Consider the following 24,746-nt stretch of genomic DNA (forward strand, 5'->3'; position numbering starts at 1 on the left):
TTCCATGCACGCTTTGCAAGCCAAGATCCTCGACCCACGCATCGGCAGCGAATTCCCGCTGCCGGCCTACGCCACACCTGGCTCCGCCGGCCTCGACCTGCGCGCCATGCTCAAGCAGGACACCGTGCTTGAGCCGGGCCAGACCCTCCTGATCCCGACCGGCCTGTCGATCTACGTGGGCGACCCTGGCCTGGCGGCGCTGATCCTGCCGCGCTCCGGCCTGGGCCACAAACACGGGATCGTCCTCGGCAACCTGGTGGGCCTGATCGATTCGGACTACCAGGGCGAGTTGATGGTGTCGTGCTGGAACCGTGGCCAGACCGCCTTCAACATCGCCGTCGGCGAGCGCATCGCCCAGCTGGTGCTGGTACCAGTGGTGCAGGCGCACTTCGAATTGGTCGAAGAATTTGACGAAACCCAGCGCGGTGCAGGTGGCTTCGGGCATTCCGGCAGCCACTGACTAAGCTGTACTGACTTAGCGGAACATGGCCGGGTGCCTCGCCCGGCCTGACGCCAACGCATGGCCTTTCAGGATGAAGAATGCGCGGAACTTATCAGCAAGATTTCCCCAGTGAAATCAAGGCATTAAGCGGGCAAAAGGGCGCAGCTTCGGCGCCGATGGCACTTTTGCACCACGAACTCTATGCCAAAAACGCCGTCTTACCCTTCAGTTTGAGCCTGCCGGTCAGCACCCTTGAGGCCAGCCCAGCCCCTTATCGATGGAGTTCCCCCCCGCAATGAGCAACGCAGCCCGAGTCGCCCCGACATTTCCCGACAGCATCTTCCGCGCCTATGACATCCGTGGCGTGGTGCCCAAGACCCTGACCGCCGAGACCGCTTACTGGATCGGCCGCGCCATTGGCTCCCAGAGCCTGGCCCAGGGCGAGCCCAACGTGTCCGTAGGGCGTGACGGCCGGCTGTCCGGCCCCGAGCTGGTCGAACAACTGATCCAGGGCCTGGCCGACAGCGGCTGCCATGTGAGCGACGTGGGCCTGGTGCCGACGCCTGCGCTGTACTACGCAGCCAACGTACTGGCCGGCAAGTCGGGCGTGATGCTCACCGGCAGCCATAACCCGTCGGACTACAACGGCTTCAAGATTGTGATTGCCGGCGATACCCTGGCCAACGAACAGATCCAGGCCCTGCACACCCGCCTGAAAACCAACGATCTGACCAGCGGAACCGGCAGCATCACCAAGGTCGAGATCCTCGATCGCTACTCGGACGAAATCACCCGCGACGTCAAACTCGCCCGTCGCCTGAAAGTGGTAGTGGATTGTGGCAACGGCGCGGCCGGCGTGATTGCCCCGCAACTGATCGAAGCGCTGAACTGCGAAGTGATCCCGCTGTTTTGCGAGGTCGACGGTAACTTCCCCAACCACCACCCGGACCCGGGCAAGCCTGAAAACCTGGTGGACCTGATCGCCAAGGTCAAGGAAACCGGTGCCGACCTGGGCTTGGCGTTCGATGGCGACGGCGACCGCGTCGGCGTGGTGACCAACACCGGCAATATCGTGTTCCCCGACCGCCTGCTGATGCTGTTTGCCCGTGACGTAGTGGCACGCAACCCGGGCGCCGAGATCATCTTCGACGTGAAATGCACCCGTCGCCTGACCCCGCTGATCAAGGAATACGGCGGTCGTCCGCTAATGTGGAAGACCGGTCACTCGTTGATCAAAAAGAAAATGAAGGAAACCGGCGCCCTGTTGGCTGGCGAAATGAGCGGCCACGTGTTCTTCAAGGAACGCTGGTTCGGCTTTGACGACGGCATTTACAGCGCCGCCCGTTTGCTGGAGATCCTCAGCAAGGAAAAATCCACCGCGGAAGACCTGTTTGAGACCTTCCCGAATGATATTTCTACGCCAGAGATCAATATCCATGTGACCGAAGAGAGCAAATTCAGCATCATTGACGCACTGCACGATGCGCAATGGGGCGAAGGCGCCAACCTGACCACCATTGACGGCGTGCGGGTCGATTACGCCAAAGGCTGGGGCCTGGTTCGCGCATCCAACACCACACCGGTGCTGGTGCTGCGTTTCGAGGCGGATTCCGAGGCAGAGCTGCAGCGTATCAAGGACGTGTTCCACGCCCAGTTGAAACGTGTTGCCCCCGATCTCCAATTACCGTTCTGATTTTTTGTACCGGAGCCCTGAATGACCCTCGAACGCGAAGCCGCCGCCAACACCGCCAAGGTCCTTTCCGAAGCGTTGCCTTACATTCGACGCTACGTCGGCAAGACGCTGGTGATCAAGTACGGCGGCAATGCCATGGAAAGCGACGAGCTGAAAACCGGCTTTGCCCGCGACATCGTGTTGATGAAAGCCGTCGGGATCAACCCGGTGGTAGTACACGGTGGCGGCCCGCAAATCGGTGACCTGCTCAAGCGCCTGTCCATCGAGAGTCACTTCATCGACGGCATGCGTGTCACCGACGCCCAGACCATGGACGTGGTGGAGATGGTCCTGGGTGGCCAGGTGAACAAAGACATCGTCAACCTGATCAACCGCCACGGCGGCAGCGCCATCGGCCTGACCGGCAAGGACGCCGAGCTGATCCGGGCGAAGAAGCTCACCGTGACCCGCAAGACCCCGGAGATGACCCAGCCGGAAATCATCGACATCGGCCAGGTGGGCGAAGTGATCGGCATCAACACCGATCTGCTGAACCTGCTGGTGAAAGGCGATTTCATCCCGGTGATCGCGCCAATCGGCGTCGGTGCCAACGGTGAGTCCTACAACATCAACGCCGACCTGGTGGCCGGCAAGGTGGCCGAGGCGCTGAAGGCCGAGAAGCTGATGCTGCTCACCAACATCGCCGGCTTGATGGACAAGGAAGGCAAGGTATTGACCGGCCTGACCACCCAGCAAGTGGACGACCTGATCGCCGACGGCACCATCTACGGCGGCATGCTGCCGAAGATCCGTTGCGCACTGGAAGCCGTGCAAGGCGGCGTTGGCAGTTCGTTGATCCTGGATGGCCGGGTTCCGAATGCGATTCTGCTGGAAATCTTCACCGACACCGGTGTGGGTACCCTGATCAGCAATCGCAAGCGCCCTTAACGCGCAGAAAACAAAAAAGCCCCGTTCAATTGGATTGAACGGGGCTTTTTCGATTTACGCGGTTTAAAAATGTGGGAGCAGGCTTGCTCGCTCCCACATGGACCCTCTAAACGCCGAACTGCTCGCGATAAGCCTTGACCGCCGGCAAATGCTGCTTGAGCTGCGGGTCGTCTTCCAGGAACTGCAACACCTGGTTCAGCGACACGATGCTGACCACCGGAATCGCGAAGTCACGCTCCACTTCCTGGATCGCCGACAATTCACCGTTGCCGCGCTCCTGGCGGTTCAGCGCGATCAACACGCCGGCAGCCTTGGCGCCGTCCTGGGAAGCGATGATCTGCATCACTTCACGAATCGCCGTACCGGCAGTGATCACGTCGTCGATGATCAGCACGTCGCCCTTGAGCGGCGCGCCCACCAGGCTACCGCCTTCGCCGTGAGCCTTGGCTTCCTTGCGGTTGAAGCACCACGGCAAATCAAGCCCGTGATGTTCAGCCAACGCCACGGCGGTCGCGGCTGCCAGGGGAATGCCCTTGTAGGCCGGGCCGAACAGCACGTCGAAGGAAATACCGCTTTCAACGATCGCGGCCGCGTAGAAACGGCCCAACTGCGCCAGGGCAGAACCCGAGTTGAAAAGGCCGGCATTGAAGAAGTAAGGGCTGGTGCGCCCGGACTTCAAAGTGAACTCACCGAAGCGCAATACGCCGCGATCGATGGCAAAACGAATAAAATCGCGTTGATACGCCTGCATGAAAAAAGCCTCAGATACCACGGATTTAGCTAATTAGGTAGACGGCGTGTATCATACACGCACGCGATTTTTGGGGCCATTTATGCGGATCATCAGTGTGAACGTCAATGGTATTCAGGCTGCAGTCGAGCGTGGTTTGCTCAGTTGGCTGCAAGCCCAGAATGCCGACGTCATCTGCCTGCAGGACACCCGCGCCTCCGCCTTTGAACTGGACGACCCAGCCTTCCAACTGGATGGCTACTTCCTTTATGCCTGTGATGCCGAAGTTCCCGCCCAAGGTGGCGTGGCTTTGTATTCGCGGTTGCAACCCAAGGCGGTCATCAGCGGCCTCGGCTTCGAGACAGCCGACCGCTACGGGCGCTACCTGCAAGCCGATTTCGATAAGGTCAGCATCGCGACCTTGCTGCTTCCATCAGGGCAAAATGGCGATGAAGACTTGAACCAGAAGTTCAAGCTAATGGACGACTTCGCCCGTTATCTGGATAAACAGCGGCGCAAACGTCGCGAGTACATTTACTGTGGCTCGCTGTATGTGGCGCAACAGAAGCTGGATATCAAGAACTGGCGCGACAGCCAGCAATCCCCGGGCTTCCTGGCGCCGGAACGGGCCTGGATGGACGAGATTGTCGGCAACATGGGCTATGTCGATGCCCTGCGCGAAGTCAGCCGCGAAGGCGACCAGTACAGCTGGTGGCCGGATAACGAACAGGCCGAGATGCTCAACCTCGGCTGGCGTTTTGACTACCAGTTGCTGACGCCAGGCCTGCGCCGCTTCGTGCGCAGCGCACGTTTGCCACGCCAGCCGCGCTTCTCGCAGCACGCGCCGCTGATCGTGGACTACGACTGGACATTGACCATCTAAGGTCTTTTTCCAGGCACAAAAAAACCGACATCGCTGTCGGTTTTTTTGTGGGCGGTGGTTATTTGATCAACCGCAAGGTGAACGGATAACGATACGCCACGCCCTTGTTGGCCTTGATGCCCGCAATGATCGTCATCACCACCGCGCCGATCACCAGCACGGTCATCAACACGAAGCCGATCACGATAAAGCCCAGCAGGAAGCAGACCGCCCAGGCAATGCCCACGGTGATCTGGAAGTTCAGCGCCTCCTTGCCCTGGTCATCAATGAACGGGTCCGTGTCCTTCTTCACCTGCCAGAGGATCAAAGGCCCCAGCAGGCTGCCGAACGGGAACATCAAGCCGAAAAACGCCGCGAAGTGACAGAGCATCGCCCACTGGCGAACTTCCTTGGACGGTGTCGGCAGTGGAAGGTGACTGTCACTCATGGCGTAGCTCCTTGGGTTTGATTCAATCCGCCAATGCGGCGTTCTGCAGTTCGAAGATCTCGGTCATGCCTTTTTGGGCCAGGGCCAGCATGGCGTTCAGATCGGCCGGCTGGAATGGCGCGCCTTCGGCAGTGCCCTGCACTTCGATGAAACCACCGGTGCTGGTCATCACTACGTTCAGGTCGGTCTCGGCAGCCGAATCTTCAAGATAGTCCAGATCCAGCACAGGCTCACCCTGATACATGCCAACCGACACAGCAGCGATCATCTGCTTGAGCGGATCGCCGCCTTTGAGGCCGCCACGCTTCTTGATGACTTTGAGCGCATCGACCAGCGCAACCATGGCGCCGGTGATGGACGCAGTGCGGGTGCCGCCGTCGGCCTGGATCACGTCGCAGTCGACGTACAGGGTCACGTCGCCCAGCTTGGACATGTCCAGCGCGGCGCGCAGAGAGCGGCCGATCAGGCGCTGGATTTCCAGGGTGCGGCCGCCCTGCTTGCCACGGCTTGCTTCACGCTGGTTACGCTCGCCGGTGGCACGCGGCAGCATGCCGTATTCGGCGGTCAACCAACCCTGGCCCTGGCCCTTGAGGAAACGCGGCACGCCGTTTTCGACGCTGACGGTGCAGATAACCTTGGTATCGCCAAACTCGACCAGTACAGATCCCTCGGCGTGTTTGGTGTAGTTGCGGGTGATGCGGATCGAGCGGAGCTGATCGGCAGCGCGACCACTTGGACGTTTCATAGGGGATACCTGTACTGAGGACGAAAAACTGCCGAGCATTATAGAGCCGCCAGCCCTTATCGGCACGGCTAAAAAACCCTGTTACAAACCCGGGCACCGAAGCCACTGTTTGGGGCCACCCGTTCCGTTGAGCTACAATCCTGCGCCTTCGCAGCCTGTCGGCTCCAATCTACCCATCAGCCCGCCCGTTTGCGGGACTGCAACGCGAGGTACCTCCATGGTGCACAGCATGACCGCCTTCGCCCGCGTCGAAAAAGCCGGCGTCCAAGGCACCCTGAGCTGGGAGTTGCGCTCGGTCAACAGCCGCTACCTGGAGCCGCACCTGCGCCTGCCGGAATCGTTTCGCGACCTCGAAGGCGCGGTCCGTGAAGCGCTGCGCCAGGGCATTTCCCGCGGCAAGCTGGAATGCACCCTGCGTTTTACCGAGGAAACCACCGGCAAACCGTTGCAGGTCGATCGCGAGCGCGCAGCGCAATTGGTCGCCGCCGCTGAAACCATTGCAGGCTTAATCAAGCAGCCTGCCGCCATCAACCCGCTGGAAGTCCTGGCCTGGCCCGGCGTGCTGGTGGCCGACGCGACTGACCCGCAAGCGCTGAATGCCGAGGCCATGGCCCTGTTCAACCAGGGATTGAAGGAGCTCAAGGCCGGCCGCGAACGCGAAGGCGCCGAACTGGCCCGCCTGATCAGCGAACGCCTGACCTCCATCGAAGAGGATGTGATCACCCTGCGCGAACTGGTGCCGCAAATGCTCGCCACCCAACGCCAGAAGGTCCTGGACCGCTTCGCCGACATGCAGGCCGAACTGGATCCGGTGCGTCTGGAGCAGGAAATGGTCCTGCTGGCACAAAAGAGCGACGTCGCCGAAGAGCTCGACCGCTTGAGCACCCACATCCTGGAAGTGCGCCGCGTGCTCAAGTCGGCCGGCGCCGCCGGTCGGCGCCTGGACTTCCTGATGCAGGAACTCAACCGCGAAGCCAATACACTGGGTTCCAAGGCCTTTGATCCGCGCAGCACGCAGGCTGCGGTCAACCTCAAAGTGTTGATCGAGCAAATGCGCGAACAAGTACAGAATATCGAGTAAGGCACCCTGACATGACCCACAGCACCGGCACCCTCTACATCATTTCCGCCCCATCGGGCGCGGGCAAAAGCAGCCTGGTCAAAGCCCTGACCGACGCTGACGAGCAGATCCGCATCTCGGTGTCCCACACCACCCGCGCCATGCGCCCGGGTGAAGTGAACGGCGTGCACTACCACTTCGTCGAGCGCACCGAGTTCGTCAAGATGATCGAGCACGGGGATTTCCTCGAGCGCGCCGAAGTCTTCGGCAACCTCTACGGCACATCCCAAAGCCACCTGCAGCAGACCCTCGACGAAGGCCACGACCTGATCCTGGAAATCGACTGGCAGGGCGCCGAGCAAGTGCGCCAGCTGATGCCCAAGGCCCGCTCGATCTTCATCCTGCCGCCGTCGCTGGAGGCGTTGCACCAGCGCCTGACCAACCGTGGCCAGGACAGCGATGAGATCATCGAAGGCCGCATGCGCGAAGCCGTCAGTGAAATGAGCCACTACGTCGACTACGACTACCTGATCATCAACGACGATTTCGCCCACGCCCTGGACGATTTGAAAGCGATTTTCCGCACCAATCAGCTTCAGCAAAAGCGTCAGCAGCAGCGTTTCGGCAAATTATTGGCCGAACTGCTCGGCTGATTGGCTCTTCCCAAAACCGCTGCAAGGGCTTTACATTGGCACTTGTAGCGCGTTTGCGATGGCCTGCGAAAAATCAGCGCTTCCCTAAACGCTGGTGATTTTTTAAACTGTTCAGTCCGCTCGCCCAACCGGGCAGCGCGCATATTGCATTCGCTCCGAGGAATACCATGGCCCGCGTAACCGTTGAAGACTGCCTAGAACACGTGGATAACCGCTTTGAGCTGGTCATGCTCTCTACCAAGCGTGCCCGTCAACTGGCCACTGGCGGCAAAGAGCCCCTGGTCCAGTGGGAAAACGACAAGCCTACCGTTGTAGCCCTGCGTGAAATCGCTGAAGGCCTGATGAGCTACGAGTTCATCGCAAACGCCGAAATCGTTGAAGACGAACCGCTGTTTGCAGCGTTCGAGGACGAGTCCAACGAGGCCGTCTAAGCCTATGCCTGGTCGACGTAGCACGGCGCGGGGTCACAGCCAACGGCAGGAGTTAATACTTTGCCGAGCATAGACGCCCTCGCCGATCGCTTATCGACCTACCTCGGCCCAGACCAGGTCAACCTGGTCCGCCGAGCGTATTTCTACGCCGAACAAGCCCACGACGGCCAACGCCGGCGCAGTGGCGAGGCGTATGTCACGCATCCTCTTGCCGTGGCAAACATTCTTGCCGACATGCACATGGACCATCAAAGCTTGATGGCCGCGATGCTGCATGACGTGATCGAAGACACCGGCATTGCCAAGGAAGCGCTCAGTGCGCAATTTGGCGAAACCGTGGCCGAACTGGTCGACGGGGTCAGCAAACTGACCCAGATGAACTTCGAGACCAAGGCCGAAGCCCAGGCGGAAAACTTCCAGAAGATGGCCATGGCCATGGCCCGGGACATCCGAGTGATCCTGGTCAAGCTGGCCGACCGGCTGCACAACATGCGCACGCTGGAAGTGCTCTCCGGCGAAAAACGCCGGCGCATCGCCAAGGAAACCCTGGAAATCTACGCGCCCATCGCCAACCGGCTGGGCATGCACGCCATTCGTATCGAGTTCGAAGACCTCGGCTTCAAAGCCATGCACCCGATGCGCTCTGCGCGCATCTACCAGGCAGTGAAACGCGCCCGGGGCAACCGCAAGGAAATCGTCAACAAGATCGAAGAGTCCCTGAGCCACTGCCTGGCGATCGATGAGATCGAGGGCGAAGTCAGCGGCCGGCAGAAACACATCTACGGCATCTACAAGAAGATGCGCGGCAAGCGTCGGGCCTTCAACGAGATCATGGACGTATACGCGTTCCGGATCATCGTCGACAAGGTCGATACCTGCTACCGCGTGCTGGGCGCTGTACATAATTTGTACAAACCTTTGCCGGGGCGCTTCAAGGACTACATCGCAATTCCCAAGGCCAACGGCTATCAGTCGCTGCATACCACGCTGTTTGGCATGCACGGGGTGCCAATCGAGATCCAGATTCGCACCCGCGAAATGGAAGAGATGGCCAACAACGGCATCGCCGCCCACTGGCTGTACAAATCCAGCGGCGACGAACAGCCAAAAGGCACGCATGCCCGCGCCCGCCAGTGGGTCAAGGGCGTGCTCGAAATGCAGCAACGTGCCGGCAACTCCCTGGAATTTATCGAGAGCGTGAAGATCGACCTGTTCCCGGACGAGGTCTACGTGTTCACGCCCAAAGGCCGAATCATGGAGCTGCCCAAAGGCTCCACGGCGGTCGACTTTGCCTACGCGGTGCACACCGACGTGGGTAATAGCTGCATAGCCTGTCGGATCAATCGCCGACTGGCCCCGCTGTCGGAGCCGCTGCAAAGTGGCTCCACGGTGGAGATCGTCAGTGCACCGGGCGCGCGCCCGAACCCGGCCTGGCTCAACTTCGTGGTCACCGGCAAGGCCCGCACCCACATCCGTCACGCCCTGAAACTGCAACGCCGTTCCGAATCCATCAGCCTGGGCGAACGCCTGCTGAACAAGGTGCTCAACGGTTTCGACAGCTCCCTGGACAAGATCCCGGCCGAGCGCGTGCAGGCGATGCTCCACGAGTACCGCCAGGAACTGATCGAAGACTTGCTGGAAGACATCGGCCTGGGCAATCGCATGGCCTACGTGGTGGCACGCCGCCTGTTGGGCGAAGGCGAACAGTTGCCAAGCCCCGAAGGCCCGCTGGCGATTCGCGGCACCGAAGGGTTGGTACTCAGCTACGCCAAGTGCTGCACGCCGATTCCGGGCGACCCGATTGTGGGCCACCTGTCCGCCGGCAAAGGCATGGTGGTGCACCTGGACAACTGCCGCAATATCAGTGAAATCCGCCACAACCCAGAGAAATGCATCCAGCTTTCGTGGGCCAAGGACGTCACCGGCGAATTCAACGTCGAGCTGCGGGTCGAGCTGGAACACCAGCGCGGCCTGATCGCGTTGCTGGCCAGCAGTGTCAATGCGGCCGACGGCAATATCGAGAAAATCAGCATGGACGAGCGCGATGGTCGCATCAGCGTGGTCCAACTGGTGGTCAGCGTGCACGACCGTGTGCACCTGGCCCGCGTGATCAAGAAACTGCGCGCCTTGACCGGGGTGATCCGCATCACCCGCATGCGCGCCTAGCCCATCCATTACAAGGAGTCATTCATGACCAAGACTGTTATCACCAGCGACAAGGCACCTGCAGCAATCGGTACTTACTCCCAGGCGATCAAGGCGGGCAATACCGTCTACATGTCCGGCCAGATTCCACTGGACCCAAAGACCATGGAACTGGTTGAAGGCTTTGAAGCACAAACCGTCCAGGTCTTCGAAAACCTGAAGTCGGTTGCCGAGGCCGCAGGCGGTTCGTTCAAGGACATCGTCAAGCTGAACATCTTCCTCACCGACCTGAGCCACTTCGCCAAGGTCAACGAGATCATGGGCAAGTACTTCGAACAGCCATACCCAGCCCGCGCCGCCATCGGCGTTGCCGCCCTGCCAAAGGGTGCGCAGGTTGAGATGGACGCCATTCTGGTCATCGAGTAAAACATCCGGCGCAGCACTTCCATGGGAAGGCTGCGCCGAATTGGTTTTTGGAAGGATTTCGTAATGCGCAAAGCGCTCGTTGCCTCTTCGTTGCTCGCCCTGCTGCTCGGCGGCTGCGCCAGCAATCCCGCCGACCTGGATGTGAGCGGCACCTGGATCAACCAGGCAGCCATCGATGCGGCAGCCAAGGGCGGCCCTTTGCGTGAAGCCCTGCAGAGCTATGGTCCGAACCTCGAATGGGAGGTGAACACCAAAGCGTCCCAGGCGCGCTACTACAACGGTTTTGAAGTCGCTGAAGGCAAGCTGCTGGGTGAAAAATCCGGCGCCTGGAGCGTCGATTTCTACGGCAGCTCCGCCACCGAACTCAAGCGTAAAGGCAAACTACTGCTGCAAGGGGCCAATGATAACGAGCCCGAGCAACTGTTCGCCCGTGCCAAGGACCCTGCCCCCGAAGGCGCGCCACTGGGTGCCAACTTCGAACGCACCCTGTACGCCGCCTATATGGGCGGCACCTGGAAAATCAGCAGCGGCAATGGCGAAGGCGCCACCGTGCAGTTCCAGGCCAATGGCCAGGTGACCGGACTGCCGGGCGCCGATCAGTACTCGCTGTGCCTGGCAGGTGATTGCGCGTCCATGAGCGGCGGCTACGACAGCATCTGGCTGCAACTGAACGGCCAGGGCAACCCGTGGATCTTTGCGCGCAAGGGCAAGCAACTGGAGATCTTCCAGGCGATCAATACCGCCCAGGCCGACGAGGTGCCCTCGTTTACCCCGGGGCCGCGGCAGTGGTTGCTCGAAAAACAGTGATACAGAACAAAGGAGCCAAGGGCTCCTGCTTTCTGTAGGAGCGAGCTTGCTCGCGAGGACGTCAACGATAACGCTGGCATCCTGAGTTAACGCGGTGCCTGTGCGTTTTTCGCGCGCAAGTTCGCTCCTACATTGAGTCTCATGGTTTCTACCGTCCAGGGATTGCCCCCGTGCGCAAATTACTTGCCCTTAGCCTGATCCTGCTGGCCGGCTGCACCCATACACCGCAAACAACCGACATCAGCGGGCTATGGATCAACCAGGCAGCCATCGATTCGGCCGCCCAAGGCAGGCCATTGCTGCGAGCCATTGATGCCCACGGCATGAACCTGGAATGGAACATCGACACCCGCAGCGCCAAGGCACAATTCAGCAACGCGTTCGAGCTGGGCGAAGGTCAATTGCTGCAAAAAGCGCCGGGTATATGGACCGTCGACTACAACGGCCATGGCACCGACGAGCTGCAATTGGATGGCCAACAACTGATCCAGCAGACCACAAAAAATTATGCAGCCCAACGCTTCGCTCGCCCTGCCCAACCCGCCGTGGCGGGCGCAAAGTGGGGTAGCACGTTCAGACAGGCACTTAACTCAGCCTATATGGGCGGCCAGTGGAAAATCATTGAAGGCCAGGGCACCGGCAGCATCGTAGTGTTCAACGCTGCTGGCGGTGTGTCGGGGCTGGGGCAAAATGATCGATACGAGCTGTGCCTGGGAGGCGATTGCGCCACGCAAGGGGCAGGCAATGACACCCTCTATCTGGGCAAGGGCGATGTCGGAGACGGATGGATTTTCGTCCGTTATGGCCGGCAGCTGGAGATTTTGAAGGCGATCAACCTGTCCCAGCCCGACGAAATCCCCCAGCTCACGCCCGGCCCACGCCAATGGTTGCTGGAAAAACAGTGACGCAAAAAAAGGAGCCCCAGGGCTCCTTTTTAATTCAGGCGCAATTAACCGCCGAGGATCGCCGCATACCCATCGCGATAACTTGGATACGTGGGTACCCAGCCCAACGCCTTGGCCCGGGCATTGCTGCAACGCTTGCTGCCGGCCCTTCGGACACTGGCGTCTGCTGCCCATTCGGTCACACCGAGGTACTCGCGTAACCAGTCCACCACCTCGGCCAGCGGCGCCGGCGCATCGTCGACGCCGATGTAGCATTTATCCAGCGCACCACCCTTCTCTGCATGCAGCAACAGAAAGGCCAGCAAGCCAGCAGCATCATCGGCGTGAATCCGGTTGCCATAGAGAGGTGGCTCAATCGCCACGCGATATCCCTCACGCACTTGGGTCGACAGCCGCTCACGACCTGGACCGTAAATACCGGTGAGGCGCACGACGCTGGCAGGAATGCCGCTATTCAACGCCACTTGCTCGGCTTCCAGCATCACCTGCCCGGAATAACCGCCGGCCTGGGTCTCGGAGCTTTCGTCGACCCACTCACCGTTCTGCTGCCCATACACACTGCTGCTGGATACGAACAGCAGGTGCTTAGGCTCCTGGCCGTAGTCGTTCAACCACTCCAGCACATGCTGCAACCCTTGCACGTAGGCGGCGCGATAGCCGGCCTCGTCGTGATCGGTGGCCGCCGCGCAATACACCAGGTAGTCCACCCCGCCCACGGGCCAGGTGTCGGGGCAGTCTTCATTGAACAGGTCGCCGGCAATCCCGATGACGCCTTCGGGAAGGCGCGAGATATCCCGCCGCAGGCCATGAACCTCCCAGCCCTGGGCCAGCAATTGGGTGGCCAGACGGCTACCGACATCGCCGCAACCGGCAATCACCACAGAAGGCGCAGACATCACAAAACTCCGTTCTTAAAGGTCAAGGTTAGCCCCCACAGATGACCAGCGGCCAGCAAAACAACAAATAAAGTATCCGTATTGCTTCTGTTAACAAGAATTACTTGCAATAATAACCACCCTTTTGTCCTCGACTCGTTAGTGTCTGGAAGGACAACCACTCATTTTTTTCCCTCAGGTCCGGCCAGCATGACACGCAATAAATTCCCCGCTTCGCCAACCAAGCCTCACAGCCCATCCCGCGCCTGGCGTGTGATAGCTGCAGTGCTGTTCAGCGTTCTGCTGGCACCGACCGCCGCGTTCGCCGACAACACCGCACCGGCTAACCCGCCTGCTGCGACCGCGCCAGCCCACGAGCAAAACGCTGCTGCGCCTGCCGCCGCACCCGCCGCCGCCGACCCGGCCCTGGCTGCTGAAGGCGCACCGGCTGACGACTCCGGCGTCGTGTTGGAAGAAGACAACAGCCTGGGCATGGCCCACGACCTGTCGCCCTGGGGCATGTACCAGAACGCTGACATCATCGTGAAGATCGTGATGATCGGCCTGGCCATTGCCTCGATCATCACCTGGACCATCTGGATCGCCAAGGGCTTTGAGTTGCTGGGCGCCAAGCGTCGCCTGCGCACTGAAATCGTCCACCTGAAAAAAGCCACCACCCTTAAAGAAGCCAGCGAAAGCGCGGCCAAGAAGGGCACCCTGGCACACCTGCTGGTCCACGACGCACTCGAAGAAATGCGCCTGTCGGCCAACAGCCGTGAAAAAGAAGGCATCAAGGAACGCGTCAGCTTCCGTCTCGAGCGCCTGGTTGCCGCCTGCGGCCGTAACATGAGCAACGGCACCGGCGTGCTGGCGACCATCGGTTCCACCGCGCCCTTCGTCGGCCTGTTCGGTACCGTGTGGGGCATCATGAACAGCTTCATCGGCATCGCCAAAACCCAGACCACCAACCTCGCCGTCGTGGCGCCCGGCATCGCCGAAGCCCTGCTGGCAACAGCCCTGGGCCTGGTTGCCGCGATTCCTGCGGTGGTCATCTACAACGTCTTCGCCCGTTCGATTGCCGGCTACAAGGCCCAGGTGTCGGACGCTTCGGCAGAAGTCCTGTTGCTGGTCAGCCGTGACCTCGATCACCAGCCTACCGAGCGCAGCTCGCAACCGCATATGGTGAAAGTGGGGTAATCGGCCATGGGCCTGCATTTGAATCAAGGCGACGACGAGCTCGTCGAGAACCACGAAATCAACGTCACGCCATTTATCGACGTGATGCTGGTGCTGCTGATCATCTTCATGGTGGCAGCACCACTGGCCACCGTGGACATCAAGGTCGACCTGCCCGCCTCCAGCGCGAAACCTGCGCCGCGGCCAGAGAAACCGGTGTTCCTCAGCGTCAAGGCGGACCAGCGTCTGTTCCTGGGCGAAGAAGAAGTGAAATCCGAAACCCTGGGCGCGGTGCTCGACGCCAAGACCCAGGGCAAGAAGGACACGACGATCTTCTTCCAGGCCGACAAGGGCGTGGACTACGGCGACCTGATGAGCGTGATGGATGCCCTGCGGGCAGCCGGCTACCTCAAGGTAGGCCTGGTCGGACTTGAGACGGCAGCCAAGAAATGATCACGACGCGCCACAAACTGACGCGTTATGGCACCAGCCTCGCCGTCGTGCTGGGCGTCCACGCCGTCGCGATCATCATCGCGCTCCAGTGGTCGGCGCCACATATGGTCCAACTGCCACCGGCGGCCATGGTCATCGACCTGGCACCGATGCCGGCGCCACCACCTCCGGCACCGCCGAAGGTGATCACGCCACCACAGCCGCCCGCGCCGGTGGAAGAACTGCCATTGCCGAAGCTGGCCGAAGCACCGAAGCCGACGATCCAGGTGCCCAAGCCGGTCAAGCCCAAGCCAAAACCGCAGCCGCCCAAGCCTGTGGAGAAGAAGCCCGACCCGCCCAAGGAAAAACCTTCCGAAGAGCCGCCGAGCGAAACTGCGCAGAACAACGCACCGACGGAAAAATCCGCACAACCACAACCCGGTCCTTCACCGCAGCAGATCGCGGCCAAGGCTACCTGGGAAAGTACCCTGCTGGGTCACCTGCAGAAGTACAAGAAGTACCCGCCGGGCGCCCAGGCGCGTGGCAAGGAAGGCCTGAACCGCCTGCGCTTCGTGGTGGATGCCGATGGCAACGTGCTGTCCTACGAGCTGGTGGGCCGTTCCGGCAACGCCGACCTGGACCGCGCCACCCTCGACATGATCCGCCGTGCCCAGCCGCTGCCCAAGCCACCGGCCGACATGTTGAAAGGCGGCAGCATCGAGATCGTTGCGCCGTTCGTTTACAACATCGAGAAGCGCCGTCGCTGACAACAACGCGGGGTATCTGATGCCCCGCGGTGTTATTACGATCTTCGCGAGCAAGCTCGCTCCTACATAACGTGCGTCTATCGATTGCAGCCGGTATGCTTGGCCCGCAACCTCATGGACGCCCGCTATGACTCTTACAGAATTACGCTACATCGTTACCCTCGCCCAAGAGCAGCACTTCGGCCACGCGGCCGAGCGTTGCCACGTCAGCCAGCCGACGCTGTCGGTGGGTGTGAAGAAGCTTGAAGACGAACTCGGTGTGCTGATTTTCGAGCGCAGCAAAAGCGCCGTGCGCCTCACGCCCGTTGGCGAAGGCATCGTCGCCCAGGCCCAGAAGGTTCTGGAACAGGCCCAAAGCATTCGCGAATTGGCCCAGGCGGGTAAAAACCAACTGACCGCCCCGCTGAAAGTCGGCGCCATCTACACCGTCGGCCCGTACCTGTTCCCGCACTTGATTCCGCAACTGCACCGCGTCGCGCCGCAGATGCCGCTGTATATCGAAGAGAACTTTACCCACGTGCTGCGCGACAAACTGCGCAACGGCGAGCTGGACGCGATCATCATCGCGCTGCCGTTCCACGAGGCAGACGTGCTGACCCTGCCGCTCTACGATGAGCCGTTCTACGTGCTGATGCCGGCGTCCCACCCGTGGACGCAGAAAGACACCATCGACGCGGCGCTGCTCAACGACAAGAGCCTGCTGTTGCTGGGCGAAGGCCACTGCTTCCGCGACCAGGTACTGGAAGCCTGCCCGACCCTGACCAAGGGCAACGACGGCGCCAAGCACACCACGGTGGAATCCAGCTCCCTGGAAACCATTCGCCATATGGTTGCGTCCGGCCTGGGCATTTCGATCCTGCCGCTGTCGGCGGTCGACAGCCATCACTACGCCCCCGGCGTGATCGCCGTGCGCCCACTGACGCCACCGGTGCCGTTCCGTACCGTGGCGATTGCCTGGCGCGCCAGCTTCCCGCGGCCCAAAGCGATTGAAATCCTCGCCGACTCGATCCGCCTGTGTTCGGTGGCCAAGCCGCCGGCTGCGAGCTAAGTAAAGGTATGACTGAGCTGTCGCAGGTGTCGGTGACCGCACTCAAGGGTGTCGGGGAAGCCATGGCCGAGAAGCTGGCCAAGGTCGGCCTGGAAAACCTCCAGGACGTGCTGTTCCACCTGCCCTTGCGTTACCAGGACCGCACCCGCGTGGTGCCCATTGGCCAGTTGCGTCCCGGGCAGGACGCCGTGGTTGAAGGCACCGTCAGCGGCGCCGACGTGGTGATGGGCAAGCGCCGCAGTTTGGTGGTGCGCCTGCAAGACGGCACTGGCGGCCTGAGCCTGCGCTTCTATCATTTCAGCAACGCGCAGAAGGACGGCCTCAAGCGGGGCACCCGCGTGCGCTGCTACGGTGAAGCCCGGCCCGGCGCTTCGGGGCTGGAAATCTACCACCCGGAATACCGCGCCATTACCGGCGACGAACCACCGCCGGTAGACACCACCCTCACACCGATCTACCCGCTCACCGAAGGCCTGACTCAACAGCGCTTGCGCCAGTTGTGCATGCAAACCCTGACGATGCTCGGGCCTAAAAGCCTGCCCGACTGGCTGCCCCAGGAACTGGCGCGCGACTACCAGCTGGCACCGCTGGATGATGCGATTCGCTACCTGCATCACCCACCCGCCGACGCCGACGTCGACGAACTGGCTCTTGGGCATCACTGGGCCCAGCATCGCCTGGCGTTCGAAGAGCTGCTGACACACCAACTGTCCCAGCAACGCCTGCGCGAGAGCATGCGCTCACTGCGTGCGCCGGCGATGCCCAAGGCGACGCGCCTGCCCGCGCAATACCTGGCCAACCTGGGGTTTGCACCCACCGGCGCCCAGCACCGGGTCGGCAATGAAATCGCCTACGACCTGAGCCAGAAAGAACCGATGCTGCGGCTGATTCAGGGTGACGTGGGCGCGGGTAAAACCGTGGTCGCCGCCCTTGCCGCACTGCAAGCGCTGGAAGCCGGCTATCAAGTCGCACTGATGGCGCCCACCGAAATTCTGGCCGAGCAGCACTTCATCACCTTCAAGCGCTGGCTCGAACCGCTGGGCCTGGAAGTCGCGTGGTTGGCCGGCAAGCTCAAGGGCAAGAACCGCGTATCCGCTCTGGAGCAAATCGCCGCCGGCGCTCCAATGGTGGTGGGCACCCATGCGCTGTTCCAGGACGAAGTGAAATTCAAGAACCTGGCGCTGGTGATCATCGACGAACAGCACCGCTTTGGCGTGCAGCAGCGCCTGGCCCTGCGCCAGAAAGGCGTGGGAGGGCGCATGAGCCCGCACCAGTTAATCATGACCGCCACGCCGATCCCGCGCACCCTGGCCATGAGTGCTTATGCCGACCTCGACACCTCGATCCTCGACGAGTTGCCACCGGGCCGAACGCCGGTCAATACCGTGCTGGTTACCGATACCCGCCGGGTCGAAGTGATCGAACGCGTGCGTGGCGCCTGTGCCGAAGGCCGTCAGGCCTACTGGGTATGCACGCTGATCGAAGAATCCGAAGAGCTGACCTGCCAGGCCGCCGAAACCACCTATGAAGACCTCACCAGCGCTTTGGGTGAGCTCAAGGTCGGGCTGATCCACGGGCGCATGAAGCCGGTGGAAAAAGCTGCGGTAATGGCCGAGTTCAAGGCCGGCAACCTGCAATTGCTGGTGGCGACCACGGTGATCGAAGTCGGCGTCGACGTGCCCAATGCCAGCCTGATGATCATCGAGAACCCCGAGCGCCTGGGCCTGGCACAGTTGCACCAGCTGCGCGGCCGCGTAGGCCGGGGCAGCGCCGCCAGCCACTGCGTGTTGCTGTACCACCCGCCACTGTCGCAGATCGGCCGCCATCGCCTGGGCATCATGCGCGAGACCAACGACGGTTTCGTGATTGCCGAAAAAGACCTCGAACTGCGCGGCCCCGGCGAAATGCTTGGCACCCGCCAGACCGGCCTGCTGCAATTCAAGGTCGCCGACCTGATGCGCGACGCCGACCTGCTGCCCGCCGTGCGCGATGCGGCCCAAGCGTTGATCGAACGCTGGCCGGAACATGTGAGCCCGTTGCTCGATCGCTGGCTCCGACATGGGCAGCAATACGGCCAAGTGTGACGGCTGACTCACTTAGACAACCCTCCCGTGTATCAAGCTGGTTATACTCCAATGACTGTAGGAAATTGGATTCAGGCCATGTCAGAAGTTGCCCTCGCCACAGCTCCGCCGACCGCCCCCTCGGTGATTCGGACGCTGCTTGCAAAGCTCGCCATCAGCTACACGGAAGTTGCCGAACGCCCTGGCCTGAACCCGGCACAAAAGGTTCAGGCGGTGTTGCTCGACGATGCCGTGGGTGCGCTCATGGTGATGTTCCCGCAGAACCAACTGCTGGACCTCAACCGCCTGGCCGAACTCACTGGCCGGCGCCTTACGGCCGTGTCGCCCGAGCGCCTCGAGCGCATGCTCGGCAAGCACAGCCTGAGCCTGTTGCCTGGCCTGCCGCCGCTCACCAGCTCCCCGTGCCTTTATGAAGAAAGCCTGCTGCGTGAACCCACCGTACTGGTTCACTCCGGCGAAGCCGGGCTGCTGCTGGAGATTTCCAGGGACGCCTTCAAGAGCATGCTGACCAAGGCCAGCGCCGCGCATTTTGGCGAGCCCCTGAGCAGCATCCGGCCGAACCTGGACCGCCCCAACGACGACCGCGAGGAAATCACCCAGGCGATGCAGGCGTTCACCGCCCGGCGTATCCAACAGCGCCTGGAAGCGACCATCGAGATTCCACCGCTGGCCGATACCGCGCAAAAAATTATCAAGCTGCGGGTCGACCCCAACGCCACCATCGACGACATCACCGGCGTGGTCGAAACCGACCCGGCCCTGGCCGCTCAAGTAGTGAGCTGGGCGGCATCGCCCTACTACGCCTCGCCGGGCAAGATTCGCTCGGTGGAAGACGCCATCGTCCGCGTGCTGGGCTTTGACCTGGTGATCAACCTCGCGCTGGGCCTGGCCCTGGGCAAGACCTTGAGCCTGCCCAAGGACCACCCGCAACAGGCAACGCCGTACTGGCATCAGTCGATCTATACCGCTGCCGTGATCGAAGGCCTGACTCGCGCCATGCCCCGCGCCCAACGCCCGGAAGCCGGCCTGACGTACCTGGCCGGCCTGCTGCACAACTTCGGCTACCTGTTGCTGGCCCACGTGTTCCCGCCGCATTTCTCGCTGATCTGCCGGCACCTGGAGGTCAACCCGCACCTGTGCCACAGCTACATCGAGCAGCACCTGCTGGGCATCAGCCGCGAGCAGATTGGTGCGTGGTTGATGCGTTATTGGGACATGCCGGACGAACTGTCGACGGCCCTGCGCTTCCAGCACGACCCGACGTATGACGGGCAATATGCCGAATACCCGAACCTGGTGTGCCTGGCCGTGCGCCTGCTGCGCAGCCGCGGCATCGGCTCCGGGCCGGATGAAGACATCCCGGACGAACTGCTTGAGCGCCTGGGCCTGACCCGGGACAAAGCGGAGGATGTGGTGGCTAAAGTGCTGGATGCGGAAACGTTGTTGCGCGAATTGGCGTCGCAGTTCAGCCAGGGATAAATCTGGCGCCTGTGATACCGCTATCGCAGGCAAGCCAGCTCCCACTTTTGACCGAGTTCCAGCGGTAGAAACCCGGTCAAAAGTGGGAGCTGGCTTGCCTGCGATGAATTCAACTCGGCCTTAAGCCTTCGGCTTTTTCTTCGGCTTCAAATACTTGGTCAGCCCCTGGAACCAGATCACCAGCGCCGGGTTGCCCTTGATCTGGATCGACTTGTCCTGAATCCCCGTCATGAACGCCAGTTGCTTGTTCTTCGCCTGCATCGTGGCGAAGCCGTAGGCGGCGTCTTTAAAGGCGATCGCAAACGCAGGTGCGGGATGTACACCCGAACGACTGGTGATGCGCTGGTCTTTGACGATGAAGTGACGGGCAACCTTGCCGTCGAGCGTCTGCAGTTGGAACGCCAGGTCCTTGTCACCCAACTGCTGCTGGAACGCAGGGTTGGTGCGGCTGGCTTTGCCCATCAACAGGCCAAGCATCCAGAGAAGAAAACGAAATTTCATGCACACGGCCTCAGTGTATTTATTGGTGGCCGCAGCAGTTTAACGATTTGTACCCAGAACGCCACCGATCTGACGTATTGGGAGAAGATCGATGGTTTTTTAGCACTTATCGCGACAACCTGACCCTGGCTGGCGCCCAACAAAAAAGGGCACCCGACCCAGTCGGCGTGCCCTTTTTTTCATCCCGCGCTCGCTCTATGCGTCGCGCGTTTTTTGTTTCTTAAGGATTGACGCTGTCTTTGAGCGACTTGCCTGGCTTGAACGCAACGGTGTTGCTCGCCTTGATTTTTACCGGCTCGCCAGTTTGCGGGTTTTTGCCGGTGCGGGCGCCGCGATGGCGCTGCAGGAAGGTGCCGAAGCCGACCAGGGTGACGCTGTCCTTGCGATGCAGCGCGCCGGTGATTTCTTCGAGTACGGCGTTGAGTACGCGGTTGGCCTGCTCTTTGGTCAGGTCTGCTTTTTCAGCAATAGCGGCTGCGAGTTCTGGTTTACGCATAAGTGAAGCCTCTTTGACGGTTTTTTGTTGTTATGTCCGTGCTGCTCTCTTTCGGAGCAGCGCCCAAGGCGCCGCAGGCTCTACTCTGCGGCAGACGGGAGTGAGGATGGCATGCCCTCGGGGCCTGCGCCAGTCTCACGGCGACCTTTCTACGGTCAAGATGATGCTTATTCCGACAGAACGACCGGTATTTACGCCAGCAACGGCGGAAGTTCTTTGTTGAGGGCCAGTTTTTCCATCACGGCCGTGCCCGTCAGGGCGTAACCCAGCAGCCGGCCGCTGGCGTCGCGGCACAATGCCTTGATGTCGGCGCCCTGCCCTTCGACACTCCACACGCCTTCGGCGCCCCGTGGCGGGGGCGAAACAACCAGCGGGCAGATCGGGGTTTTTACCGTGACGGGCATCGGGCCGTAGCTGACCGCCGTCGCGTTGCCCGCCAGGGTCTGGGCCAGGGCGCGGGCGCAGCTCATCAAGGGCATCACGTACAGCAGGTTCAGGCCATCGACCTCGGCGCAGTCACCCAACGCGTAGATGTTGGCGTGGGAGGTCTTGAGGTGGCGATCGACCATGATCCCACGGTTGATCTGCAACCCGGCAGCCGCAGCCAGGTCGACACGCGGGCGCAGGCCGATGGCAGACACCACCAGGTCGCACTGGATCACTTCGCCATCAGACAAGTGCGCTTCCAGGCCATCAGCGTTGCGTTGCAGGCGGTTGAGCACCGGGCCCAGATGGAAGCGAGCGCCCAGGCTTTCGAGCCCGGCTTGCACCGCCGCCGCTGCCGCCGGGTGCAGCAGGGTCGGCATGACTTGCTCACATGGCGCCACCAGGTCGATCTCGTAGCCGCCCAGGATCAGGTCGTTGGCGAACTCGCAGCCGATCAGCCCGGCGCCGAGCAACAGCACCCGGTGTTTTCCGGCCGCCGCGGCACGAAAGCGTGCGTAGTCTTCAAGGTCATTGATCGGGAAAACCAGGTCAGCAGCGTCGCCTTGTACCGGCACCCGTACGGTTTCTGCGCCCCAGGCCAGGATCAGGTCGCGGTAGGCCACCGCCTCCTCACCGATCCACAAGCGCTTGTGGCCCGGGTCGATGCCGCTGATGCGGGTGTGGGTACGCACTTCGGCCTTCAGTTGCTCGGCCATGGCGCCCGGTTCAGCCATGCTCAGGCCGTCGGCTTCCTTGTTCTTGCCAAAGCCGGTGGAGAGCATGGGCTTGGAGTAGGAGCGCCCGTCATCTGCGGTGATCAGCAACAGCGGGGTGTCGCTATCAAGCTTGCGAAACTCCCGAGCCAGGTTGTAACCGGCCAAACCCGTGCCGACGATCACGACAGGTGCGTTCATTCCTTTCTCCTTGTAGTACGGTTATTGAATTGCTTCTTGAATCAGCCGATTTCGATCATTTCGAAATCCATTTTGCCCACGCCGCAATCCGGGCACAGCCAGTCTTCGGGAACGTCCTGCCACAGGGTGCCCGGCGCGATGCCGTCATCCGGCCATCCGTCTTTCTCGTCGTAGATCAGGCCACAGACAACACATTGCCACTTCTTCATTACTCGCTTCCTCAGGGTCCAGGCGTGTTGGCCGACGGTCGATAGATGCAACCTTGCCGTGCGGCTCAGGGCGTTTTGTACTGATCGGCACGCGCAGATGCAAGCATGATCGACGCATGGGCCTGGCGCGCCCCGGCAAAAGACCAGGGCACCATGGTAAGCTCGCCGCCTCATTAACTGCCAATAATGACCCTCCGTGCCGCATTCAAACGCCCTTCCCGATGCTTGCCGATGGCTGACCCAGAGCCTTCTGAGCCCACTGCCCGCGCCGCTGACACTCAACTGGCTGTTCGACGAAGGATCGCTGACCCGGCGCCTCACGCGCCTGTCGGCTGACGGTTTCAGCGTGACGCCGCTGTTCGAAGGCTGGCAGGCGCTGCGAGACGACGAATGCGCCACCCTCGACCTGCCCGTCGCCAGCATCGGCTGGGTGCGCGAGGTGTATTTGCGTGGCCATGGCCAGCCGTGGGTATTCGCCCGCAGCGTGGCGGCCCGCAGCGCCTTGCAGGGTGACGGTTTGCACATGGATGAGTTGGGTAGCCGGTCGCTGGGGGAGCTGCTGTTTTGTGACCACGCCTTCACGCGCCAAGCCATCGAGGTGTGCCGCTACCCTCGGGAATGGCTGCCCACGGCAGACCAGGCCGATAACCTGTGGGCGCGCCGCTCGCGCTTTGATCGCGGGCCGTTGAGCGTGCTGGTGGCCGAAATCTTCCTGCCGACCTTGTGGCAAGCCGTGCATGACCACCCGGAGAATTGCTGATGTACCAGCGCCTGCTCAAATCCCTTAATCACCTGAACCCCAGGGCCTGGGACTTCATCCAGCTCACCCGGATGGACAAGCCCATCGGTATTTATCTGCTGCTGTGGCCCACGCTGTGGGCGCTGTGGATTGCCGGCAAGGGTTCGCCCTCGCTGCTCAACATCGTGATTTTTGTGCTCGGCGTGGCACTCACCCGTGCTGGCGGTTGTGTGATCAATGACTGGGCCGACCGCAAGGTCGACGGCCACGTGAAACGCACCGAACAGCGCCCGCTGGTGAGCGGCAAGATCAGCTCGAAAGAGGCGCTGGTGTTCTTCGCGGTGCTGATGTTCATCAGCTTCCTGCTGGTGCTGCTGACCAATTCCATGACGATCTGGCTGTCTCTGGGCGGCCTCGCGCTGGCCGCCAGCTACCCGTTCATGAAGCGCTACACCTATTACCCGCAAGTAGTATTGGGAGCGGCGTTTTCCTGGGGCATGCCGATGGCGTTCACCGCCGAGACCGGCAGCCTGCCAGCGGCGGCATGGCTGCTGTACATCGCCAACCTGTTGTGGACGGTGGGTTACGACACGTATTACGCCATGACCGATCGCGACGATGACCTGAAAATCGGGGTCAAATCCACCGCCATTTTGTTTGGCGATGCCGACCGGGTGATCATCCTGACGTTGCAGGGCCTGGCACTGGTTTGCCTGTGGCTGGCGGGGATACGTTTTGAGCTGGGCGGCTGGTTCCACCTGGGTTTGCTGGCGGCTGCCGGGTGTTTTGCCTGGGAGTTCTGGTACACCCGGGACAAGGACCGGCTCAAATGCTTCAAGGCGTTTTTGCACAACCACTGGGCCGGCTTGGCGATTTTTGTCGGCATCGTGGCCGACTACGGGTTTCGGTGAGAGGCCACGCCTCTCACCATTCCCCGCATTCAGTCAGGGCTTGGCGACCTTCCAGGCGCCGTCCATTTTGCCTTCGCCGGTCATGTCACCGGCCTTCTTGTCCATGACAAAAGTGTAGAGCGGCTTGCCGCTGTAGGCCCATTGGCTTTTCTGGTCGTCACGGGTGATGACGGTCCACTTGCCCATGGGCTTGTCGGTGGACTCAGCCATCAGCGGCGGCCAGTTGGTGGCGCACTTGTCGTTGCACATGGACTTGCCATCGGCATCCTTGGCAAAGGTGTAGAGGGTCATGCCTTTGTGGTCCACCAACATCCCATCCTTGGTCATTGCCGGGTCTGCCGCAAAGGCCAGTGTCGGCAGCGTTAACGCGGCCGTTACCAGCAGGGTTTTCCAGGAAAAAGTACTGTGCGTCATG

Annotated in this window: 28 protein-coding genes and 1 pseudogene; 20 read left to right on the forward strand and 9 right to left on the reverse strand. The window is 61.3% G+C overall.

Annotated features, from left to right (window positions below):
* The first annotated feature begins 4 nt into the window (after positions 1-4).
* The 4 genes and pseudogenes from dut to argB all read left to right on the forward strand — a co-directional run bounded on the left by dut (position 5) and on the right by argB (position 3,062).
* Entirely contained in the window at positions 5-460 is a 456-nt protein-coding gene (gene dut / locus RGV33_RS31645; protein ID WP_322148402.1) for a dUTP diphosphatase, read from the forward strand.
* Between the two features lie 80 nt (positions 461-540).
* The gene (locus RGV33_RS31650) at positions 541-741 is read left to right on the forward strand and encodes a hypothetical protein (RefSeq protein ID WP_322148403.1); all 201 of its coding nucleotides are present in this window, start codon (positions 541-543) and stop codon (positions 739-741) included.
* Positions 714-2,135 (forward strand): annotated as a pseudogene (locus tag RGV33_RS31655) (phosphomannomutase/phosphoglucomutase); the annotation flags it as partial. The gene RGV33_RS31650 and the pseudogene RGV33_RS31655, both read left to right, overlap by 28 nt.
* 21 nt (positions 2,136-2,156) lie before the next feature.
* Positions 2,157-3,062 (forward strand): acetylglutamate kinase, encoded by a 906-nt coding sequence (gene argB, locus RGV33_RS31660; protein WP_003213275.1) that lies wholly within the window; start codon positions 2,157-2,159, stop codon positions 3,060-3,062.
* Positions 3,063-3,168: 106 nt separating this feature from the next.
* Here argB and pyrE read toward each other — a convergent pair whose 3' ends face one another.
* Positions 3,169-3,813: an orotate phosphoribosyltransferase gene (gene pyrE / locus RGV33_RS31665; RefSeq protein ID WP_017476704.1), complete on the reverse strand. Its 645-nt coding sequence runs from the start codon at positions 3,811-3,813 to the stop codon at positions 3,169-3,171.
* 82 nt (positions 3,814-3,895) lie between these two features.
* On the opposite strand from pyrE, the gene RGV33_RS31670 reads away from it, so the two are divergent.
* The gene (locus tag RGV33_RS31670) at positions 3,896-4,675 is read left to right on the forward strand and encodes an exodeoxyribonuclease III (protein ID WP_003176915.1); all 780 of its coding nucleotides are present in this window, start codon (positions 3,896-3,898) and stop codon (positions 4,673-4,675) included.
* Between the two features lie 58 nt (positions 4,676-4,733).
* Here RGV33_RS31670 and RGV33_RS31675 read toward each other — a convergent pair whose 3' ends face one another.
* Positions 4,734-5,102 carry a DUF4870 domain-containing protein gene (locus tag RGV33_RS31675; protein ID WP_322148404.1) on the reverse strand — a complete coding sequence of 123 codons (369 nt, stop codon included), beginning with the start codon at positions 5,100-5,102 and terminating at the stop codon, positions 4,734-4,736.
* A 22-nt stretch (positions 5,103-5,124) separates the two neighbouring features.
* Entirely contained in the window at positions 5,125-5,847 is a 723-nt protein-coding gene (gene rph, locus RGV33_RS31680) for a ribonuclease PH (protein ID WP_003213280.1), read from the reverse strand.
* A gap of 217 nt (positions 5,848-6,064) precedes the next feature.
* On the opposite strand from rph, the gene RGV33_RS31685 reads away from it, so the two are divergent.
* The 7 genes from RGV33_RS31685 (at position 6,065) to RGV33_RS31715 (ending at position 12,274) form a co-directional block, all read left to right on the forward strand.
* Positions 6,065-6,928: a YicC/YloC family endoribonuclease gene (locus RGV33_RS31685; protein ID WP_322148405.1), complete on the forward strand. Its 864-nt coding sequence runs from the start codon at positions 6,065-6,067 to the stop codon at positions 6,926-6,928.
* An 11-nt stretch (positions 6,929-6,939) separates the two neighbouring features.
* Positions 6,940-7,560 (forward strand): guanylate kinase, encoded by a 621-nt coding sequence (gmk, locus tag RGV33_RS31690; protein WP_010168203.1) that lies wholly within the window; start codon positions 6,940-6,942, stop codon positions 7,558-7,560.
* Positions 7,561-7,727: 167 nt separating this feature from the next.
* Entirely contained in the window at positions 7,728-7,991 is a 264-nt protein-coding gene (gene rpoZ / locus RGV33_RS31695; protein ID WP_003176920.1) for a DNA-directed RNA polymerase subunit omega, read from the forward strand.
* Positions 7,992-8,051: 60 nt separating this feature from the next.
* Positions 8,052-10,157 carry a bifunctional GTP diphosphokinase/guanosine-3',5'-bis pyrophosphate 3'-pyrophosphohydrolase gene (gene spoT / locus RGV33_RS31700; RefSeq protein ID WP_322148406.1) on the forward strand — a complete coding sequence of 702 codons (2,106 nt, stop codon included), beginning with the start codon at positions 8,052-8,054 and terminating at the stop codon, positions 10,155-10,157.
* Positions 10,158-10,181: 24 nt separating this feature from the next.
* Positions 10,182-10,562, forward strand: a complete 381-nt coding sequence (locus RGV33_RS31705) for a RidA family protein (protein ID WP_003176922.1) — start codon at positions 10,182-10,184, stop codon at positions 10,560-10,562.
* Between the two features lie 63 nt (positions 10,563-10,625).
* Positions 10,626-11,369: a hypothetical protein gene (locus RGV33_RS31710; RefSeq protein WP_177080584.1), complete on the forward strand. Its 744-nt coding sequence runs from the start codon at positions 10,626-10,628 to the stop codon at positions 11,367-11,369.
* Positions 11,370-11,539: 170 nt separating this feature from the next.
* Positions 11,540-12,274: a hypothetical protein gene (locus RGV33_RS31715; RefSeq protein WP_322148407.1), complete on the forward strand. Its 735-nt coding sequence runs from the start codon at positions 11,540-11,542 to the stop codon at positions 12,272-12,274.
* A gap of 44 nt (positions 12,275-12,318) precedes the next feature.
* Here RGV33_RS31715 and RGV33_RS31720 read toward each other — a convergent pair whose 3' ends face one another.
* Positions 12,319-13,170, reverse strand: coding sequence for an NAD-dependent epimerase/dehydratase family protein (locus RGV33_RS31720; RefSeq protein WP_322148408.1), 852 nt, complete (start codon positions 13,168-13,170; stop codon positions 12,319-12,321).
* A gap of 189 nt (positions 13,171-13,359) precedes the next feature.
* On the opposite strand from RGV33_RS31720, the gene exbB reads away from it, so the two are divergent.
* The 6 genes from exbB (at position 13,360) to RGV33_RS31750 (ending at position 20,135) form a co-directional block, all read left to right on the forward strand.
* Positions 13,360-14,346, forward strand: a complete 987-nt coding sequence (exbB, locus tag RGV33_RS31725; protein WP_322148409.1) for a tonB-system energizer ExbB — start codon at positions 13,360-13,362, stop codon at positions 14,344-14,346.
* Between the two features lie 6 nt (positions 14,347-14,352).
* Positions 14,353-14,778 (forward strand): TonB system transport protein ExbD, encoded by a 426-nt coding sequence (exbD, locus tag RGV33_RS31730; RefSeq protein WP_084381544.1) that lies wholly within the window; start codon positions 14,353-14,355, stop codon positions 14,776-14,778.
* The gene (locus RGV33_RS31735) at positions 14,775-15,524 is read left to right on the forward strand and encodes an energy transducer TonB (protein WP_322148410.1); all 750 of its coding nucleotides are present in this window, start codon (positions 14,775-14,777) and stop codon (positions 15,522-15,524) included. Before exbD ends, RGV33_RS31735 begins: the two co-directional genes overlap by 4 nt.
* Before the next feature lie 127 nt (positions 15,525-15,651).
* Positions 15,652-16,572 carry a hydrogen peroxide-inducible genes activator gene (locus RGV33_RS31740; protein ID WP_322148412.1) on the forward strand — a complete coding sequence of 307 codons (921 nt, stop codon included), beginning with the start codon at positions 15,652-15,654 and terminating at the stop codon, positions 16,570-16,572.
* A gap of 8 nt (positions 16,573-16,580) precedes the next feature.
* Positions 16,581-18,656 (forward strand): ATP-dependent DNA helicase RecG, encoded by a 2,076-nt coding sequence (gene recG, locus RGV33_RS31745; RefSeq protein WP_322148413.1) that lies wholly within the window; start codon positions 16,581-16,583, stop codon positions 18,654-18,656.
* A 78-nt stretch (positions 18,657-18,734) separates the two neighbouring features.
* Positions 18,735-20,135, forward strand: coding sequence for an HDOD domain-containing protein (locus RGV33_RS31750; protein ID WP_322148414.1), 1,401 nt, complete (start codon positions 18,735-18,737; stop codon positions 20,133-20,135).
* A gap of 120 nt (positions 20,136-20,255) precedes the next feature.
* On the opposite strand, the gene RGV33_RS31755 is transcribed toward RGV33_RS31750, so the two are convergent.
* From RGV33_RS31755 to RGV33_RS31770, 4 genes are all read right to left on the reverse strand, one after another.
* Entirely contained in the window at positions 20,256-20,636 is a 381-nt protein-coding gene (locus tag RGV33_RS31755; RefSeq protein WP_010168229.1) for a hypothetical protein, read from the reverse strand.
* A 220-nt stretch (positions 20,637-20,856) separates the two neighbouring features.
* Positions 20,857-21,132: an HU family DNA-binding protein gene (locus RGV33_RS31760; RefSeq protein WP_003213368.1), complete on the reverse strand. Its 276-nt coding sequence runs from the start codon at positions 21,130-21,132 to the stop codon at positions 20,857-20,859.
* 191 nt (positions 21,133-21,323) lie between these two features.
* Positions 21,324-22,472 (reverse strand): NAD(P)/FAD-dependent oxidoreductase, encoded by a 1,149-nt coding sequence (locus RGV33_RS31765; RefSeq protein WP_322148420.1) that lies wholly within the window; start codon positions 22,470-22,472, stop codon positions 21,324-21,326.
* Between the two features lie 41 nt (positions 22,473-22,513).
* Positions 22,514-22,681, reverse strand: coding sequence for a rubredoxin (locus RGV33_RS31770; protein WP_003213373.1), 168 nt, complete (start codon positions 22,679-22,681; stop codon positions 22,514-22,516).
* 196 nt (positions 22,682-22,877) lie between these two features.
* Here RGV33_RS31770 and RGV33_RS31775 point away from each other — a divergent pair, with 196 nt between their 5' ends.
* Both RGV33_RS31775 and ubiA read left to right on the forward strand, forming a co-directional pair.
* Positions 22,878-23,441, forward strand: a complete 564-nt coding sequence (locus tag RGV33_RS31775) for a chorismate--pyruvate lyase family protein (protein ID WP_322148421.1) — start codon at positions 22,878-22,880, stop codon at positions 23,439-23,441.
* Positions 23,441-24,331 carry a 4-hydroxybenzoate octaprenyltransferase gene (gene ubiA, locus RGV33_RS31780; RefSeq protein ID WP_322148423.1) on the forward strand — a complete coding sequence of 297 codons (891 nt, stop codon included), beginning with the start codon at positions 23,441-23,443 and terminating at the stop codon, positions 24,329-24,331. Before RGV33_RS31775 ends, ubiA begins: the two co-directional genes overlap by 1 nt.
* Before the next feature lie 33 nt (positions 24,332-24,364).
* Here the strand turns inward: ubiA and RGV33_RS31785 are convergent, their stop codons facing one another.
* Positions 24,365-24,745: a hypothetical protein gene (locus RGV33_RS31785; RefSeq protein WP_322148425.1), complete on the reverse strand. Its 381-nt coding sequence runs from the start codon at positions 24,743-24,745 to the stop codon at positions 24,365-24,367.
* Position 24,746 lies beyond the last annotated feature (1 nt).

This window comes from Pseudomonas sp. Bout1, from assembly GCF_034314165.1.
Taxonomy (GTDB): Bacteria; Pseudomonadota; Gammaproteobacteria; order Pseudomonadales; family Pseudomonadaceae; genus Aquipseudomonas.